Origin of the sequence: Gluconacetobacter diazotrophicus PA1 5 (genome assembly GCF_000067045.1) — a bacterium.
Lineage (GTDB): Bacteria > Pseudomonadota > Alphaproteobacteria > Acetobacterales > Acetobacteraceae > Gluconacetobacter > Gluconacetobacter diazotrophicus.
Genome location: NC_010125.1, coordinates 3817251 through 3833613, shown reverse-complemented (window position 1 = coordinate 3833613; position 16363 = coordinate 3817251). Strand labels below are relative to the sequence as shown.

Annotated in this window: 15 protein-coding genes; 1 reads left to right on the top strand and 14 read right to left on the bottom strand. The window is 65.9% G+C overall.

Annotated elements, in window-relative coordinates:
• Window positions 1-18: 18 nt before the first annotated feature.
• The 13 genes from GDI_RS17735 to GDI_RS17680 form a co-directional block, all read right to left on the bottom strand.
• A complete protein-coding gene (locus GDI_RS17735; protein WP_012228477.1) occupies window positions 19-1779 on the bottom strand; it encodes an AMP-binding protein in 1761 nt (586 codons plus the stop codon).
• Window positions 1780-1794: 15 nt separating this feature from the next.
• Window positions 1795-3042, bottom strand: a complete 1248-nt coding sequence (locus GDI_RS17730; RefSeq protein WP_012228476.1) for an MSMEG_0569 family flavin-dependent oxidoreductase — start codon at window positions 3040-3042, stop codon at window positions 1795-1797.
• Window positions 3039-3344 (bottom strand): MSMEG_0570 family nitrogen starvation response protein, encoded by a 306-nt coding sequence (locus GDI_RS17725; RefSeq protein ID WP_012554464.1) that lies wholly within the window; start codon window positions 3342-3344, stop codon window positions 3039-3041. The genes GDI_RS17730 and GDI_RS17725 overlap by 4 nt, the downstream gene beginning before the upstream one ends.
• On the bottom strand, window positions 3337-4512 hold the full coding sequence (locus GDI_RS17720; protein WP_012228473.1) for an MSMEG_0565 family glycosyltransferase: 1176 nt from the start codon (window positions 4510-4512) through the stop codon (window positions 3337-3339). Before GDI_RS17720 ends, GDI_RS17725 begins: the two co-directional genes overlap by 8 nt.
• On the bottom strand, window positions 4509-5495 hold the full coding sequence (locus GDI_RS17715; protein WP_012228471.1) for a sll0787 family AIR synthase-like protein: 987 nt from the start codon (window positions 5493-5495) through the stop codon (window positions 4509-4511). The genes GDI_RS17720 and GDI_RS17715 overlap by 4 nt, the downstream gene beginning before the upstream one ends.
• Window positions 5495-6085, bottom strand: a complete 591-nt coding sequence (locus GDI_RS17710) for an MSMEG_0567/Sll0786 family nitrogen starvation N-acetyltransferase (protein WP_012554463.1) — start codon at window positions 6083-6085, stop codon at window positions 5495-5497. Before GDI_RS17710 ends, GDI_RS17715 begins: the two co-directional genes overlap by 1 nt.
• Window positions 6082-7197, bottom strand: coding sequence for an MSMEG_0568 family radical SAM protein (locus tag GDI_RS17705; RefSeq protein WP_012228467.1), 1116 nt, complete (start codon window positions 7195-7197; stop codon window positions 6082-6084). Before GDI_RS17705 ends, GDI_RS17710 begins: the two co-directional genes overlap by 4 nt.
• Window positions 7194-8153, bottom strand: a complete 960-nt coding sequence (locus GDI_RS17700; RefSeq protein WP_012228466.1) for a Nit6803 family nitrilase — start codon at window positions 8151-8153, stop codon at window positions 7194-7196. The genes GDI_RS17705 and GDI_RS17700 overlap by 4 nt, the downstream gene beginning before the upstream one ends.
• Window positions 8154-8258: 105 nt before the next feature.
• Complete coding sequence (locus GDI_RS17695) at window positions 8259-8741, bottom strand: MSMEG_0572/Sll0783 family nitrogen starvation response protein (protein WP_012228465.1); 483 nt, start codon at window positions 8739-8741, stop codon at window positions 8259-8261.
• A gap of 249 nt (window positions 8742-8990) precedes the next feature.
• A complete protein-coding gene (locus GDI_RS17690) occupies window positions 8991-10394 on the bottom strand; it encodes an aminotransferase-like domain-containing protein (RefSeq protein ID WP_012228463.1) in 1404 nt (467 codons plus the stop codon).
• Window positions 10395-10641: 247 nt separating this feature from the next.
• Window positions 10642-11253 (bottom strand): hypothetical protein, encoded by a 612-nt coding sequence (locus GDI_RS19900; protein WP_157871084.1) that lies wholly within the window; start codon window positions 11251-11253, stop codon window positions 10642-10644.
• A gap of 683 nt (window positions 11254-11936) precedes the next feature.
• Window positions 11937-13682 carry a glycoside hydrolase family 32 protein gene (locus GDI_RS17685; RefSeq protein WP_041249910.1) on the bottom strand — a complete coding sequence of 582 codons (1746 nt, stop codon included), beginning with the start codon at window positions 13680-13682 and terminating at the stop codon, window positions 11937-11939.
• Between the two features lie 37 nt (window positions 13683-13719).
• Window positions 13720-14742, bottom strand: coding sequence for a LacI family DNA-binding transcriptional regulator (locus tag GDI_RS17680; protein ID WP_157871083.1), 1023 nt, complete (start codon window positions 14740-14742; stop codon window positions 13720-13722).
• Window positions 14743-14962: 220 nt separating this feature from the next.
• Here GDI_RS17680 and GDI_RS17675 point away from each other — a divergent pair, with 220 nt between their 5' ends.
• Window positions 14963-15751, top strand: a complete 789-nt coding sequence (locus GDI_RS17675; RefSeq protein WP_012228446.1) for an SDR family NAD(P)-dependent oxidoreductase — start codon at window positions 14963-14965, stop codon at window positions 15749-15751.
• Between the two features lie 43 nt (window positions 15752-15794).
• Here the strand turns inward: GDI_RS17675 and GDI_RS17670 are convergent, their stop codons facing one another.
• Window positions 15795-16343: a VOC family protein gene (locus tag GDI_RS17670; protein ID WP_157871082.1), complete on the bottom strand. Its 549-nt coding sequence runs from the start codon at window positions 16341-16343 to the stop codon at window positions 15795-15797.
• Window positions 16344-16363 lie beyond the last annotated feature (20 nt).

Below are 16363 nucleotides of genomic sequence, written 5' to 3'. Positions count from 1 at the left end.
TGGCCCGTCCGGCGCCCGTCAGGCGACGGCCAGCCGCCTGCGCAGGATCTTCCCCGATCGCGTCGTCGGAAGCGCCGCGACGAACCGGACATCGCGGATGCCTACCCACCGTCCCAGGCCGCGCCCGACCTGCTCGATGATCTCGCCGGCCCGGGCGGGGGGCACGGGCCACGCGTCGGGCACGACATAGGCGACCGGCCTCTGGCCCCTCAGCCCGTCGGCTACCGCGACGACGGCGCAGGCATGGACGGCGGGATGGCGCGCGATGATGGCTTCGATCTGCACGCCGGAAATCCGCCGCCCCGCGACCTTGATGACGTCGTCGGACCGGCCCAGCATGTGCACCGCGCCGTCCGCGCCGATCGTCCCCTCGTCGAACGTGCGGTAATGGCGGCCGGTGGCGTCCAGGCAGGCACGCGGCGCCTGAATCCCCCCGTCCATCCACACGCCCGCCAGGCAGCCCGGCGGAAGCGGCAGCGCCAGCAGGATCTCGCCGGACGCGTCGCCCGCCCCGACGGCGGCGTTAAAGCCCGGCGCGGGCCGGCCGATATCGTTCATGGCCGACGGGGCTTCCTCTTCCGGCAGGCCCAGGAAATGCGCCGTGATGCTCCACCCGGTTTCCGTCTGCCACCAATGGTTGGCGACGGGGCAGCGGAAATAGGACCGGGCCCAGTCCAGCAGGGTCGGATCGGCATATTCCCCGGCCACGAAGACGCGGGCCAATGCCAGCGGCGCGCCCCCCGCCGCCCCCCGCTCCGCCTGGCGGAGCAGACGCAACTGCGTGGGCGTGGTGAACAGGCAGGTCACGCCCCGCGCACGACACAGCGCCGCGATCGACGATGCCGAGGCCCCGCCTTCCATGATCACGCTGGTACAGCCGCCCAGCAGCGGCGCATAGACGCCATAGGAATGGCCGACCACCCAGCCCAGGTCCGACGTCGTGAAGAAGACATCCCCTGCCCGGCAGCCATAGATCAGCTCCATGGACAGCGCCAGCGCCACCGCATGGCCGCCATTGTCGCGGACGATGCCCTTCGACGCGCCCGTCGTTCCCGATGTATGCAGGATATAAAGCGGATCTTCCGATTTCACCGGAACGGGCGCCGCCGGCGCATGCCGCTCCAGCCCATGGAAGTCATGATCGCCGGGCGCCAGCCGCGCCGGGCAGGCCGGACGCTGCAGCACGACGCAGGCATCGGGCGCATGCGCGGCCAGGGCCAGCGCCTCGGCCAGCACGTCGTACGAGGACACGGGCACGCTGCCCTGGAAGCTGCAACTGGCGACGATGACGATCTTCGGCGCCACGTCGTCGATCCGCCGCGCCAGTTCCGGCGCCGCATATCCCGCGAACACCACGACATGCACCGCCCCCAGCCGGGCACAGGCCAGCATGGCGATCGCGGTCTCGACCAGGGTCGGCATCGCGATCAGCACGCGGTCGCCCTTTTCCACGCCCAGCGCGCGCAGCCCCCCGGCAAACCCCGCGACCCGGCGCTGAAGGTCCGCATAGGTGACGATCTGCTGCTCCTTCGTCGCGCAGGACTGCCAGACCAGCGCCGCCTGCCCGCCCCGCCCGGCCGCGACATGCCGGTCCACGGCGTTGTGGCAGGTATTCAGCCACCCGCCGGGAAACCAGTCGTGCCACCCGTCCGCGCGCGGCGCGCACCCGGCGGCGGGCGGCCGCGTCCACGCGATGCGCCGCGCCGCGTCCAGCCAGAACCCGTCCGGATCGGCGGACACGGCATCGCGCATGTCCTGGTATGTCGTCCACGGCAGCATGGCATCGGCCTCCGCTCAGGCGACGGGAATGTCTTTGCCGGTGATCTGCCCGGCCAGCCACGCCGCATCGCGCGAGATGCCCGAGAACCGCCCGGACCCCCAGGTGTGCAGCCACGGCAGGCCGAGGAAATAGAATCCGGCCTGCCCGGTCACGCCCCGGTTCCACACCGGCTTGTTGGCGCCGTTGAAGACGGGAACGTCGATCCAGCGATAATCGGGACGGAATCCGATGCACCAGACGATGGACGTGATGCCGGCCGCCTTCAGGTCCAGCGGCGCGTTCTCTCCGTCCGGTTCCCACACCGGCACGTAAGGCGCTTCCACGGGGGCACTGATCCCCTCGCGCGCGATATAGGCGTCGATGGACGCCTTGATGTCGGCATTGGTCCGGTCCGCATCGTCCAGATTGTCCTTCAGGTCCGGCTGGAACAGCGCCACCTCGTCGCGGATCGTCCGCAGCGTGCCGTGCAGGCCGACGCCCTGCTTCGCGAACAGGCGCAGGTCCAGGTCGTGCCCCCCATGGCGGCCGGTGACGTAATGGTTGGTCTTGTCGCGCGCGCCGTCGCGCAGCGGATGATCGTCCACCGTCAGGTCATAGAATTTCATGTCCGCCAGCCAGTCCACGACATCGCGGCCGCGATAGAAGCGCGAGACCCGGGGCGCGGACCCCACGCACAGATGCACCTTGCGGCCTTCCAGATGCAGGTCCTCGACGATCTGCGCCCCCGACTGGCCACTGCCCACGACCAGGACCGCCCCCTCGGGAAGCTGCGCGGCGCTCCGGTAAGCCTGCGAATGTACCTGCATGATCGACGAATCGATGGCGCCGGCGTAACCGGGAATCACCGCGTCATGATACGCCCCCGACGCGATGACGACATGCCGCGCATGCCACGCCTCGCCCCCGGCGACGACGCGATACCCCCCGCCCTCATGCCGCGTGACGGAGGTCACGCGAGTATGCTCGCGCAGGGGCGGGGTGAAGGAATCCGTGAAACCCTTCACGTACGCGATGATCTCGTCCTTCACCATGAAGCCGTGCGGGTCGGTCCCGGCATAGGGATGGCCGGGCAGCGCGCACTGCCAGTTCGGCGTCACCAGGCAGAAATTGTCCCAGCGCTCGTCATCCCAGGAATGGCAGGCCGTCCGGGCCTCGAACACCACATGCCCGACCTGTTCGCGGCAGAGGTACCAGCTCAGCGACAGGCCGGCCTGCCCGCCGCCGATGATGATGACGGGAATGGTCTTTTCGCTCTGTGTCATAGGGTTTTTCCGTCTGGCGATTCAAGGGAGAGGACGCGGACACGCGCGTCCGGCCGGTCGAGGAAGCCGGCGCAGATCTGGCGGATGGTGCGAAGCTGCCCCGCCGCGCGGCTGCACGGAAAGCCGTAGCGGGCCCGCACGCGCTCGCTAGCCTCCGTCAGGGCGACACCGGCCCTGTCCATGAAATCCGCGACCGGATAATCCGTCCCGGGGGTGAAGTGATCGCGCACGACCAGCGAGGGCGAATAGCAGTCGCTTTCCGCACCATCCGGCCAGCGGACGCGAAAGATCATTTCAGGCATGGTCACGATACTCCCGTTTCGGCCCAGGCGGCGTGGTGACGTGTGGCAGGGCGGCCAGGCGCCGGTAGGCGGCCATGTGCCGCGCCGCGACGCCGCGCCAGTCGAAGCGCCGCGCCGTCGCCGGGCCGCCGGCGCGAAAGCGCGCGCGGGCGCCGAGGGCGTCCCGCAACGCGGCGACGAGGGTTTCGGGCCGGTCCGGCGCGCACCACAGCACCTCGGGCCCGTGCAGATGTTCGGTAAAGGGCGCGGCATCCGGCACGATGACCGGCGTGCCGCAGGCCAGGGCCTCCAGCGGGCACAGGCCGAACCCCTCGGTCCGGGACGGATAGGCCAGCACCAGCGCCTGCCGGTAGAAGGACGGCATGTCCCCGTCCGCCACCGGTCCGGTCACCGTCACCGCCCCGGCGCAGCCGCTGTCCCGCACCCGCCGGTCGAACAGCCGGCGATACTCCGAATGGTCCAGCAGCGACGCGCCCCCGGCGACGACCAGGTGCAGGTCCGGCCGCTCCCGGCGCAGGGCCAGGAAGGCGTCCAGCAGCATCAGCGTGTTCTTGCGGCGCTCGATGCCGCCCACCGACAGGACCAGCCCCCCCTCCGGCGGCAGGCGATAGCGGGCGCGCAGCGTGCCGTCGCACGGGCCCGGTTCCGGCGAGAACCGCACCGCATCGACCCCATTGCCCACGACCGGGGCCATGCGCCCGTATTCGTCGGCCAGGATGCCCTGCCACAGCGTGCTGACGGTGAACAGGGCGGTCGCCGCCGTGACGCCGCGCGCCTGCCGCGCCGCCAGCCCGGGATGGGAGAAATGATCCAGGTGATGCACCGTGCGGGCAAAGCCGCGCAGCCCGCCCTCCCGCACCAGGTCCGCCAGGGCGTTGGCGCCGATGGGGTCCTGCGCATGCAGCACGTCATGGGGCGCCCCGCGCAGGGCCTCGCGCAGTTCGCCGATCCGCCGTTCGACCTGAACGGGCAGGTCCCGCTCCGGCCGGACCGGAATGCAGCGCACGGCGCAGCGCGGCGCGCGGAAGAACCCCGCCCCGGTCGCATCCGGCGCGATCAGCGTCGCGTCGTGGCCGGCGTCGCACAGTGCCTCGGCCAGCGCCATGCCGTGCACCACCCCGCCGCGCGGGTTGGTCGAATGGGTCACGATGCCGATCGACAGGCTCATGGCCCGCATCCCATCAGCGGCGCCTGCGCCAGGTCCCAGAACGTTTCGCGGTCGCCGCCCGAAACGACATCCAGCCGCCGCGTGCCGTCGCAGCATCCGATGACGGCGGCCGCGATGCCCCGCCCCCGGAAGCGCGCCAGGATGGCGTCCGCATCCCCGGGCCGCGCCGTCAGCAGGAAGCCATAGCTGGGAAAGGCCCGCAACCAGCGTTCCAGGGGCGCGCCCTCGGGGCGGGGAACATCGTCCAGCGTGACCGTCATCCCGATGCCGGAGCATTCGGCCAGCATCAGGGCGGTCCCCAGCAGGCCCGCCATGCTGATATCCTTGGCCGCCCGGCTCAGCCCCTCCTCCGCGATGGCGGGCAGCAGGTCGAGGTCGGCGCGCAGCCGCGCGGCGCTGGCCGTCCCGCACAGCGCGGAACTGGCGTCCCAGAACGGATGCGGGTCGTGCCAGCGCCCCCGCAGGTCGATGGCCGCGATGACGGCCTCGCCCGGCCGGGCGTCGAAGCTGGTCAGCAGGCGCCGCGCCCGGCCCAGGATCGCCACCGACAGGGAGTTATGGAGGCTGCCCATGCTGGTATGGCCGCCGACGACCGGCACGCCATAGGTGCGCGCGCCGTCCCGCAGGCCCCGCAGGATGGGGGCGGCGGCCTCCGCCCCCTCGCTCCACAGCGCATCCACCACGGCCACGGGGCGCCCCCCCATCGCGGCGATGTCGCTGACATTCACCATGACGCCGCAATACCCCGCGAACCACGGCATGGCGCCGACGAACCCGTCCTGGAACCCCTCGCCGGCCAACAGCAGGTACCCGTCCCCGTCCGGGATGGCCGCGCAATCGTCGCCCAGCCGGATGGCGTCCCCGCCATCATATCCCAGCGCCGCACCCCCCAGCGCCGCAACCGTGGCGGCGATGTCCCGCTTGGCCGACAGTGCACCACCGTCGCGCAGGTCCCGCAGCAGGGCGGCCAGCGGGCCCGTCATCACGCCGCCTGCCGGGTACGGGGCTGTGAATTCCGGGGCTGCGGGCGCAGCAGCCATGTCTGCTCGCGCCCGGTGGCCGGATAGCGCGACAGGTCGGCCTCCATGTCATGGTGCGCCAGGCCATGCAGCGTGATCTCGCCCAGACTTTTCCAGTACAGGCGGCGGAAGAACGGCACGTTCTGTTCCTGCACCTGCGCCAGGAAGCGGCTCGCGCCCAGCCCGTGGGCGGTACACACGGCCATGCGGATCAGTTCCGCCCCGATCCGCCCCAGCCTGCGGTGGTCGGCATGGACGGCCAGCCGCGACCCGCGCCACAGCCCGGGCTCGGCCTCGTGAATGCGCACGGCGCCCACGATGCGGTCCGGCATGCCCGCCACGCAGCACGCGGCGACGATGGGAATGGCCGACGCGTCGATCCCATCCCGGTCGTCCTGTGCGAAGATCCCCTGTTCCACGCAGAAGACATCCCGCCGCAGCGCATGATGGCCCGTGACCTCCCACGGCGTGCGCGCCAGGCGCACGACATATTCCATGGGCACGAACGGACGCGGGTCCAGCCCGTCCAGCATCATGCTTCCCTCCGCCATCATGCCGCAGCCTCGTAGGCCGAGAGCGAGGAACACGCCCCGCACCGCCCGCACCCGGCGCGGATGTCGCTGGATGTCATCCCCGCCGTGCGCAGCATCTTGCCCAGCGGCGTGAAGAGCGACGCCATGAACTCCGCCGAAGGCGGCGCATGGTCTTCCAGCGGGGTGCCCGAAATAGGTACGAACGGCACCACGAAGGGATAGACGCCCAGCGCGATCAGCCGCCCGGCCAGCGCCAGGATCTCCTCGGCGGTATCGCCCAGCCCGGCCAGGATATAGGTGTTGACCTGCCCCCGCCCGAAGACGGGAACCGCGCTGGCGAAGGCGTCCATGTAGCGATCGACGCTGACGGTGGCCTTGCCGGGCATGATCCGCTCGCGCACGCGCTGCGTCGCGGCTTCCAGATGCATGCCCAGGGTATCGGCCCCCACATCGCGCAAGCGCTGGAACCAGTCATGGTCGCGCGGCGGCTCGCACTGGACCTGAAGCGGCAGGTCGACCGCCGCCTTGATGGCGCGGGCCGACTCCGCCAGCACAGCGGCGCCGCGATCGACGATATTCGGCGTTCCCGTGGTCAGGACCATGTCGCGGACCTGGTCCAGGTCCACCGCCGCCTTCGCGACCTCGGCAAGCTGCTGCGGCGTCTTGTAGGCGATCGTACGGCCCGCCTCCAGCGACTGGCCGATGGCGCAGAACTGGCAGGACGTGCGCCGGTCGGCATAGCGGATGCAGGTCTGGTGCACGGTGGTGGCCAGCGTGTCGCGCCCATGCAGCAGCGCGATCTTCCAGTAGGGCACGCCGTCCGCCGTCGTCAGGCCGTAGAAACGCGGCGGCGCGGGAAAGCGGATGGTTCCGACCGGCCGGCCGTCCCGCACCAGCACGTGGGACCCGTCGGCGCCCGGCGGCCCGGCCTGGAACGGCGACCGCCGCGCACCCGCCGTATAGACCGGGACCATCACGGTCTGGCCCGCGATGGTGACCGTCCTGTGGTCCGACGGACCGGCCCCGCCCTTGCGGGCAATCCCGCCGACCTGCCCGTCGACCTGCAGGCCGAAGGATTGCAGGTCGGTGACAAGCTGGCGCCCCGCCAGCGTGCCGGATGCCGGAACGGTCATGGCGCACCTCCTTCGCACGCCGCGTCGTCCACATAATGGACGGTGCGGGCCGGACGCCGGTCCAGCAGCAGGCTCAGCAGTTCGGGGCGCGCGTAATGGCCGACCGAATCCATCATCCGCTTGCGCTTGGTGATCAGCGCGAAATCCAGGTCGGCAATGACCATGCCCTCGCCGTCCGTGACCGGCGTGCCCAGCAGCCGCCCCTCGGGCGAGACGATGGCGGTGAAGCACCCGCCCCGCAGCGGCCCCTCCAGCGCCGGGTCGCCCGCGACCTGCCGGACCTGTTCGTCGTCCAGCCAGCCCGTCGCGTTGACCACGAAACAGCCCGATTCCAGCGCGTGATGGCGGATCGTGACCTCCATCTGGTCCGCGAAGACCTGCCCGACCAGCGAGCCCGGGAACTGGGCGCAATGGATCTCCTCGTGCTGCGCCATCAGGGCATAGCGGGCCAGCGGATTGTAATGCTCCCAGCACGCCAGCGCCCCGATGCGCCCGGCGGCGCTGTCCACCACCGTCAGCCCCGACCCGTCGCCCTGCCCCCACACCATCCGCTCGTGATAGGTCGGGGTGATTTTCCGGCGCTTGAGCACGATCTCGCCCGTGGCGTCGAAGATGACCTGCGCGTTGTACAGCGTGCCGTGGTCGCGCTCGTTCACCCCCAGCACGACGACCATGCCGGTCTCGCGCGCGGCCTCGGCCACCATGTCGGTGATGGGGCCGGGAACGCTCACCGCCCGTTCATACAGCGCCAGATGCTCCGCACCGAAGCGGAACGCCGGCTTGATGAACGAGAAATAGGGGTAGTACGGCACGAAGGTTTCGGGAAACACCGCCAGCTTCACGCCCTTTTCGGCGGCCTCGCGGATGGTCCGGCAGACTTTCCGGGCGGTTCCCATGCCGTCATCCCCCAGCACGGGGCTGATCTGGACGGCGGCGGCGCGAACGATACGTGACATGCTGGCGGTCCTTCCCGTTCCAGTTCCAGTCAGAGCCTGTGTGAAAATGTGGGCTGGCGAGCGGGAGCGGTCCGAAGGCCGCGCCCGGCGTGTTCAAACAGGCTCTCAGAGCGTCCAGGTATCGAGGATGAACGCGTTGTCGCGGCGATGCAGCAGCACCAGGTCCAGCACATCCTGCGGATTGATGGGCGTGATCCCCGGAATCAGCGACTGCTCGCCATGGCCGTACAATGCCTGCAGCGCGAACCGGCAGGCATAGACCTTTCCGCCTTCCTCAAGGATTTTCGCAATCTGCTTGTTCCCGTTCATATGACCCGGAAACGCCTCATCCCCCAGGCGCGGAAAGCCGCGCTGCACGCCCAGCGTGACACCGGGCCCGTACAGCAGGACGGACGTCTCGAACCCCTTGCGGATCAGGCGCGTCGCCTGAAGCAGATTCACGAATCCGATGGAGCCTTCGAAGGCGACGGTATGGAAGGTAACCAACGCCTTTTCACCCGGATTGGCTTTGACGTCCTCGAACACCTTGTTCTCGTAATCGACGAAGCAATCGCCATCCTTGTGGGGGGCCTGTTCGACTTTCGGCATGATGGATCTCCCGTATGCAACGAGAGACGTGGTGGCACGGGACCGGGACGGGCGCCAAATCTTGTATGGCCATCACACCCCATACAATGGCTACAATGATCCCGACCCGATGCATGAAAGGGCCATCAAAGCCATACAATCCCTGTCATGAGGGATACAATCTCCGGCAGGCGCCATAACCCTCTGTTTTATAGTCGCTTATTTATCACGCTTTCGTGATCACCACGCGTTTTTGTTTTTGCAACCGCTTCAGACAATATCCGCGAACCCCGGCGACCGCTTGTGCTGGAGCACGGACACGACCCCGCGCAGCGATTCCTCCAGGCTTCCGGCGTCGGCGGCGCTTCCCAGCGCGATCCGCACCCGCTGCGGCGGGTCCCCGCTGATGGTGAAGACGGTGCTGGGCACCAGCGCCAGGCCCCGGCGACGGGCATAGGCCACGAAATCCGCGCTGCCCCACCAGTCCGGCAGTTTCAGCCACACATGCGGGCCCTCGGGGTTCATGCAGTGCCCCTCGCCCAACACCGTGCGGGCGATCGCCTGGCGCAGGCGCAGTTCCCGCCTGATGGCATCCAGGATCTGCCCCGCCTGCCCGGTCTGCATCCAGCGGGCCGTCAGCGCGCCCAGCAGCCCGGCATTGGTCAGCGCGATGGCCCGGATCGCCGCCGTGACGCGGCGGGTCATGTCCGCGCTGGGCAGGCAGACATAGGCGGTGCGCAGGCCGGGGCTCAGGGTCTTGGCCAGGGTCGCGACATAGCTGACGCGGGCATGGTCCAGCGCCGCCAGCGCCGGCGGCGCGCCGTCCATCAGCAGGCTGTACGGGTCGTCCTCCACCACATGCAAATGGTGGCGTTGCGCCACGGCCAGGATGTCCCGGCGGCGCTGCAGCGACATGGTCGCGGTGGTAGGGTTGTGGATGGTGGGAATGCAATAGAGCAAGCGGGGATGATGCTGCGCGCAGGCACGGTCCAGCAGGTCGGGCACCATCCCCTCGCCGTCGCTGTCCACCCCCGCCAGGATCAGGCCGAACTGGGCGGCGATGGTGCGGATGCCGGGATAGGCGATACGGTCGGTCACGATCACGTCGCCGGGCTGGGCCAGCGTGCTGACGATGGCGGCCAGCGCAGTCTGCGCCCCGGGCGAGACCAGGATTTCATCCACCCGGCGCGGCCCGACCGCGGGCGCGATCCATTTCGCGCCAAGCTGGCGCTCCTCTATGGTGCCGCCGGTCACCCGGTAGGACATCAGGCTGTTCAGGTCCTGCTGCTTCAGGATCGCGGCGATGTCGCCCTGGATCATCCGTTGCAGCGGCGGGTCCTGCGGAATGGGCGGCAGGTTCATGGTCAGGTCCACCACCGCCGGCCCGGTATGCCGCCAGTGGCTCTCGCCCGCCCCCACCCGCACGAACGTCCCTCGCCCGACCGTGGCATCGACCAGCCCCCGCCGCCGCGCCTCGGTAAACGCCCGGGTCACGGTCGTCAGGTTGGTCCCCAGAAAATCGGCGATGACCCGCTGCGGCGGCAGCCGATCCCCCTCCCGCAGATCCCCCCGCCGTATCGACAGCGCCAGCGCATCGACCAGCGTCAGATAGATCGCCCCCGCACTATGGTCGATCTGCTCCTTCCAGCGAGCAAGGTAAGGCTTGTCGAGCATAAGGCCGGCCGATATCCATGAGGGAACGAGGATTGTTTACGCCGCTCTCCGTACAATACATACAATCCATTCACAACATTGCATGCCCCCCCGGAAGGCAGATCATTCCCCGTGAGCGGACATCGATCTGCATTCGCCGAATGGCAGAGTTGGTCGGGCAGGCGAAGGTCTGCTTTTTGAGACGACCGCAGTAACGACCTGAGATTAGATGGAGAAATATTCAGGCTGATCATAGAAAATGACAATATCAATTTATACATTTTTCTTTTTTGCTGTGTTGAATTAATTGCACAGATTTAGAGTCAACGATTTTTATATTATTTTTATTATTTCTTTCTATTAAATAAAGAAAATCATTTGTCCTGAGAAGGAGGCAATATTCGCGTTGATCATGATTATATTTCTCATCCTGAATTTCCACTTTTTCATCTCCAACATTCATACTTCTAAGACCTATACCAACCAATGAATCAGTTTCGGATGAAAAATAAAATGGAGCAAAAATAATACATAAAGACAAAACCAAGAGAACCCACCATGATTTTATTTTGTTTTTTGGACTAAGAAACAAAACTATTACAGAATAGACGCCGATCAAAAACGAAAAAAATAATACGCTACCTATGGCAGATATATTGCCGCTAGATTGCGCAGCAAAAAACAAAGCTATTATCATTATAAATGAACATGAAATCAGTCCAAAAGATAACAAATACATTCTTTTCCCCAAAGTATATATCCAAAATGTCATATATAAAAACAAAATTGCCAACATAAAAATAATATTGACTGTAGAAAAAACAGCCATATTGCGGTTTGCGTTAAAAATTTCATAGGAATAAAACCCAAGATGTCTCATGTATTGAGTCATGTATAAAATTGGAGCATATGTTATGCATATAGTCATAAATGCAGACATTCCAATGTATTTTAATTCTTTTTTTGGATTATTTATAAGAGATTCTTTTAGTTATACCAAAAACACATTAATTTTTGAAGGAAATAGTTCGTATGCTATGATTGCAAATGAGATAATAGATAGATAAATTTCCATCATTCTGAATCCTTATTTTATTTTTCACCGGAGCAAGGTCGATACAAGTAGAGTTTAATATTATAAATTATAGAGTTGTACGAAAATATCGAATGCAGAGGGCCCAAAATTCTATGGCTACCTATGTCCGCTATGAGCGGCGTATCCTGCCTGTCGGCCATGCGGGTAGCTGACAAGCAACTTGGGCCAGGAGAGCAGAATGTTCGCTTTTAGCGCTACTCGCGCGCGGAGACGGACGCCCAACACCGCAACCGGCAGCACAACGCTGCGCCGACCCAACCCGGTATGGGAGAGTGACTACGCTGCCGGCCGCCGAAAGTATCGGCAGCGGCATCGGTGCATCTGCTGCCGCCGGATCATCGCTTCGGGCGAACGTGTCCTGATGTGCCGCAAGCACAAAGGCACCGTGGCCGCGCATACCGCCTGCGCCGATCGGCAGCACGTGCCGCAAGATCCCCGCGACAATGCACGCCCCTCCGCTCAGACACTTACACCGCCGTTTCGCGGTCCATCGCCTTTTGCAGCGGATACAGGGCGAGCTTTTCGACCGTGGCGGCGGCGCCGCTGGCTTCCAGGCGCAGGACATCGAGCGGGGCGACGGGGTAGATCAGGGCCGTGCCGACCGACAGGCCGCCATTGGCGAAGATTTCCAGCGTGCAGGCATCCAGCACGATCCGGACCTCGAAATGCCGGTCGTCCGGGTTCAGCACGGTCGAGAACTCGCCGGTGAAGAATGGCTGCTTGAAACCCCGGAGGTCGTTGCGGTCCAGCCAGATCTGGCCGGAAAACGCGTCGAACCCGATGGTCAGGGATTCGCCCTGCTCGTTGCCGAAGACGATGACGAAACGGCCGGTGCGTCCCTTGTCGCCCAGCGGCAGGCCGTGCGGACGTTCGTCGACGGTGACGCTCATCGCCAGGTCCAGCGCCGTGCCGGGCGGCAGCGCGACCTGGGTGCTGGACCCGGCGGCCAGGCGCGTGACGGGGAAGGGAATGGCCGGCCCGCGCAGGGCCTCCAGCCCGCGCGGGGCCTGCGCCAGCCGGATCCAGCCGGCGAAATCGCGCCGCAGCGTCATCGTCCGGGGCAAGGTCATCGTGCCGCGCCAGCTTTGCGTCGGCAGTTCCTGGCAATACTGCCAGTTGCCGAACCAGGCGATCGACACCGCCTGGCCGTCCGGCATGCCGCTATAGACCTGCAGGGCGTAGGCGTCCTTGGCGAAGTCGGTCAGGCCGATCACCGTGTCGTCCGGAATGAAGCGCGTGCCGTCGAACGTGCCCACGAAATACTGGGTGATGCTGCCGCCGGTCGGGCCGCCCGGATTGACCGAAACGAACAGCACCCACCGCGTGCCGCCGCCCTCCAGCGGGATTTCGATCAGGTTCGGACATTCGTAATCGACCCCGAACAGGCCGGAAGGGCCGAAATCGCTGAGATGCACCCAATGGATCAGGTCGATGGAGGCGTAGAACGCGATCTGGTGCAGGCGTGACTTGGCGATGACCATGACCCACTGGTTCGTGGGCTTATGAAACAGCACCTGCGGGTCGCGGAAGGAATTGCTGCCGATATCCAGGATCGGATTATGGGCGTATTCAGTGAAGGTCTGGCCGTTGTCGCGGCTGGTGGCCAGGTACTGCGCCTGCCTTTGCGGGGTGGCGCGGGTGTAGATCGCGACCATCCCGCCTCCGGTCCTGCCGTCCTGGACCTTGCCGTCCGGGCCGGGCTCGAACAGGCCCGAGGCATTCGCCGTGTCCATGACCGCGCAGCCGGTATAGGCCTCGCCGTCCTTCGTTTCGGGAATGGCGACGGGCTGGTCCTGCCAGTGCAGCATGTCGCTGCTGGTCGCATGGCCCCAATGCACGCGCCCCGCATAGGGGGCGAACGGATCGTACTGGTAATACAGATGATAGCGCGTGCCGTCGAAGATCAGGCCGTTGGGATCGTTCATGAACCCGCTGGTCGGCGAGAAATGGATCGTCGGGCGGTAGAAGATATCGCTTTGCGTCTTCACGACCGGGCGCGAGACCACGCCCGGCTGGTCGGCAGGCGAGGGATGCGAGGCATTGGGTTCGGCCTTGCGCTGCCGGTCCGGCGCCTTGGGCGGCGTGGGCGCGGCGGGGGCCGATGGCGCGGGCGTGTCGGCGCGTGCGCCGCCGCCCATTCCGGCGGCCCCCAGGGCCATGAGCGAGGAAAGCGCGCCACGGCGGCTCAGGCGGGAAAATCGATCGTCCGTCATGCCGTCCAGTGTAGAAAGCTCCGGCGCGTCGGGCCAGTCAATCGTCGCAGCGCACACCCCGGTCGCGCCCGCCATCGCCCCCTGCATCACCACCCCCCGTCGAGGCCCGCTCCACCAGGGTTGCGGGAATCACGACGTGCTCGCCCGTGCGTCCGGGCGTCTCCAGCGCCTGTGTCAGCAGGTGCACGGCGTGCCGGGCCATGAGGTCGACATCCTGGACGAAGCTGGTCAGGCCGTAGCTGCTCCATGACGCCATATCGATGTCGTCGAAGCCGGCCACCATCAGGTCCTCGGGCACGCGCAGCCCGAACTGCCGCCGCGCGGTGTCCATCACCCCGAGCGCCAGCAGGTCGTTCGCGCAGAAGATCGCATCGCATGCATCCCGCCCGCCCAGCAGGGCATGCGCCGCCGCGACCCCGCCCTCATACCGGAAATCGCCCGGCGCCGTGCGCGGCGCGCCCAGCCCCAGCCCGCGCAGTGCCCGGCGATATCCCCGTTCCCGGTCGTCGCTCGCCGGACTGCCCTTCGGCCCCTGGACGAAGCCGGGGCGCCGGGCTCCACGCCGCGCGAACAGGGCCGCGATGTCCCGCCCCGCCGCCAGCCCGTCGGTCGAAATCGTCGAGATCAGGCCGCCCCGCACCGGGGTATTGAACGACACCACGGGAAGGCCCAGCCGGTCCAGCGCCTCGGCCGTCGCGGCGGACATGACCGCCAGCGGACTGACGATCGCATCGACCCGGTAGCTGGCAAGGCGCGGCAGCGCGATGTCCAGCATATGGCCGCTTTCGGCATGCACCAGCAGCGTCTGTAATCCCGCATCTTCCAGCCTGACCGACAAGGTGTCGATGATCCCGGCATAGAGCGGATTGTACAGTCCCCCCACCACGACCGCGATCAGGTTCGACCGTTCGGTCAGCATGATCCGGGGGATCAGGCTGGGCCGATATTCCAGTTCGGCCGCCGCCGCCATTATCCGGCTGCGCATCTCGGGCGAGACGTAACCGCCCTTCTTGTAGGCACGGGACACCGCGGATTGCGACACGCCGGCCAGGCGTGCCACATCGGTCGAGGACGCATAGCGTTTTCCGTTCTTCAGTTCAGCCTCCCGACGATGCGCGCGCGGGTCCGTATTCTATAGAGTCCAGTAAAATAAAGGAAGTACCGCGCGAAAGACCTTGACTTCCATCCTCGTGTGACTAGCTATTCACATGCAGGTCCGCGGCCCCGACCGTCCGGCCGCCGACCGCGAAGCGTTCAAGAAGAAACGATAGGAAAAACAGATGGACCTGGAACTCCGTGGCAAGACCGCGATCATAACCGGCGCCAGCATCGGCATCGGCGCGGCGGTCGCCGCCGGCCTGGCCGCAGAAGGCTGCAACCTGCTGCTGGTCGCGCGCAAGGTCGAACGGCTGGAAGCCGAGGCTAAACGCATCGAGGGCGAATACGGCACGAAGGTTTCGATCGTCTGCGCCGATGTCGGCACGCCCGCCGGCACCGACGCCATCATCGCGCAGGCCGAAAGCCTGGGCGGGGTGGACATCCTGATCAACAATGCCGGCGCCGGATCGAACGAGACGATCATGGAGGCCCCCGATGAAAAATGGCAGATGTACTGGGACCTGCACGTCATGGCCGCCGTCAGGCTGGCGCGCGGCATCGTTCCCATGATGAAGAAGCGCGGCGGCGGCGTCGTGCTGCATAATGCCTCGATCTGCGCGGCGCAGCCGCTGTGGTACGAGCCCATCTACAATGTCACCAAGGCCGCGCTGATGATGTTCAGCAAGACGCTGGCCACCGAGGTCGTGCGCGACAATATCCGCGTCAACTGCATCAATCCGGGCCTGATCCTGACCCCGGACTGGATCAAGACCGCCAAGGAACTGACCGCCGACAAGGGCGGCGACTGGCAGGCCTACCTGCAATCGGTCGCCGATGAGCACGCCCCGATCGGACGCTTCGCAACCCCCGAGGAACTGGCCAACTTCTTCGTCTTCCTGTGTTCGGACAAGGCCAGCTACAGCGTCGGATCGGCCTATTTCGTCGATGGCGGCATGCTGAAGACACTCTGAACGCCCCGCCCCGCCCTTCGCGGGCGGGGCGACGGTCCCCGAATCACGCCGTTTCCGCCTCGGGCGGGAAGACGGTGAAAATGCCGGGCGGCAGGTCCAGGTCCGGGCAGTTGCCAAGCTCGTACACGAAATCCAGCTTGGGCCCGGTATCCAGATAATGATGAAAATCCGTGAAGAAATAGCCACTTTGCGTGACCGGAACCTGCTTGTCGCGATAGGACTGCAACACCGATGAAATCGCCTCGGTGCTGATCTGTTCCTTGATGTGGTGCAGTCCCTCCCCCTTCTCGGCCAGGAAGGCCGCGTAGATGTTGGGTCCATAGACGGGCTGGATGATTTCGATCTCCATGTCGCCCACCCAGGAAATACCGATCAGGAACTTGAACGGCTCGTCCACCGGCACGCCGCCGACGTGGAAATTCTGCACCGTCTGTTCGGTAAAGGCCGCGACGCGCCAGGGGCCCACGCCCAATATCTCGATCCAGTGCCGCATGCTGCGTTCCAGGTCGTGCGTCACGAACGCGATCTGGAAGATCTTGCGTTTCTGATTGAACGCCCGCAGCGCCTCGTTATTCATCTCGGCGTAATCCATATCGACATCCCTCCGCGCCG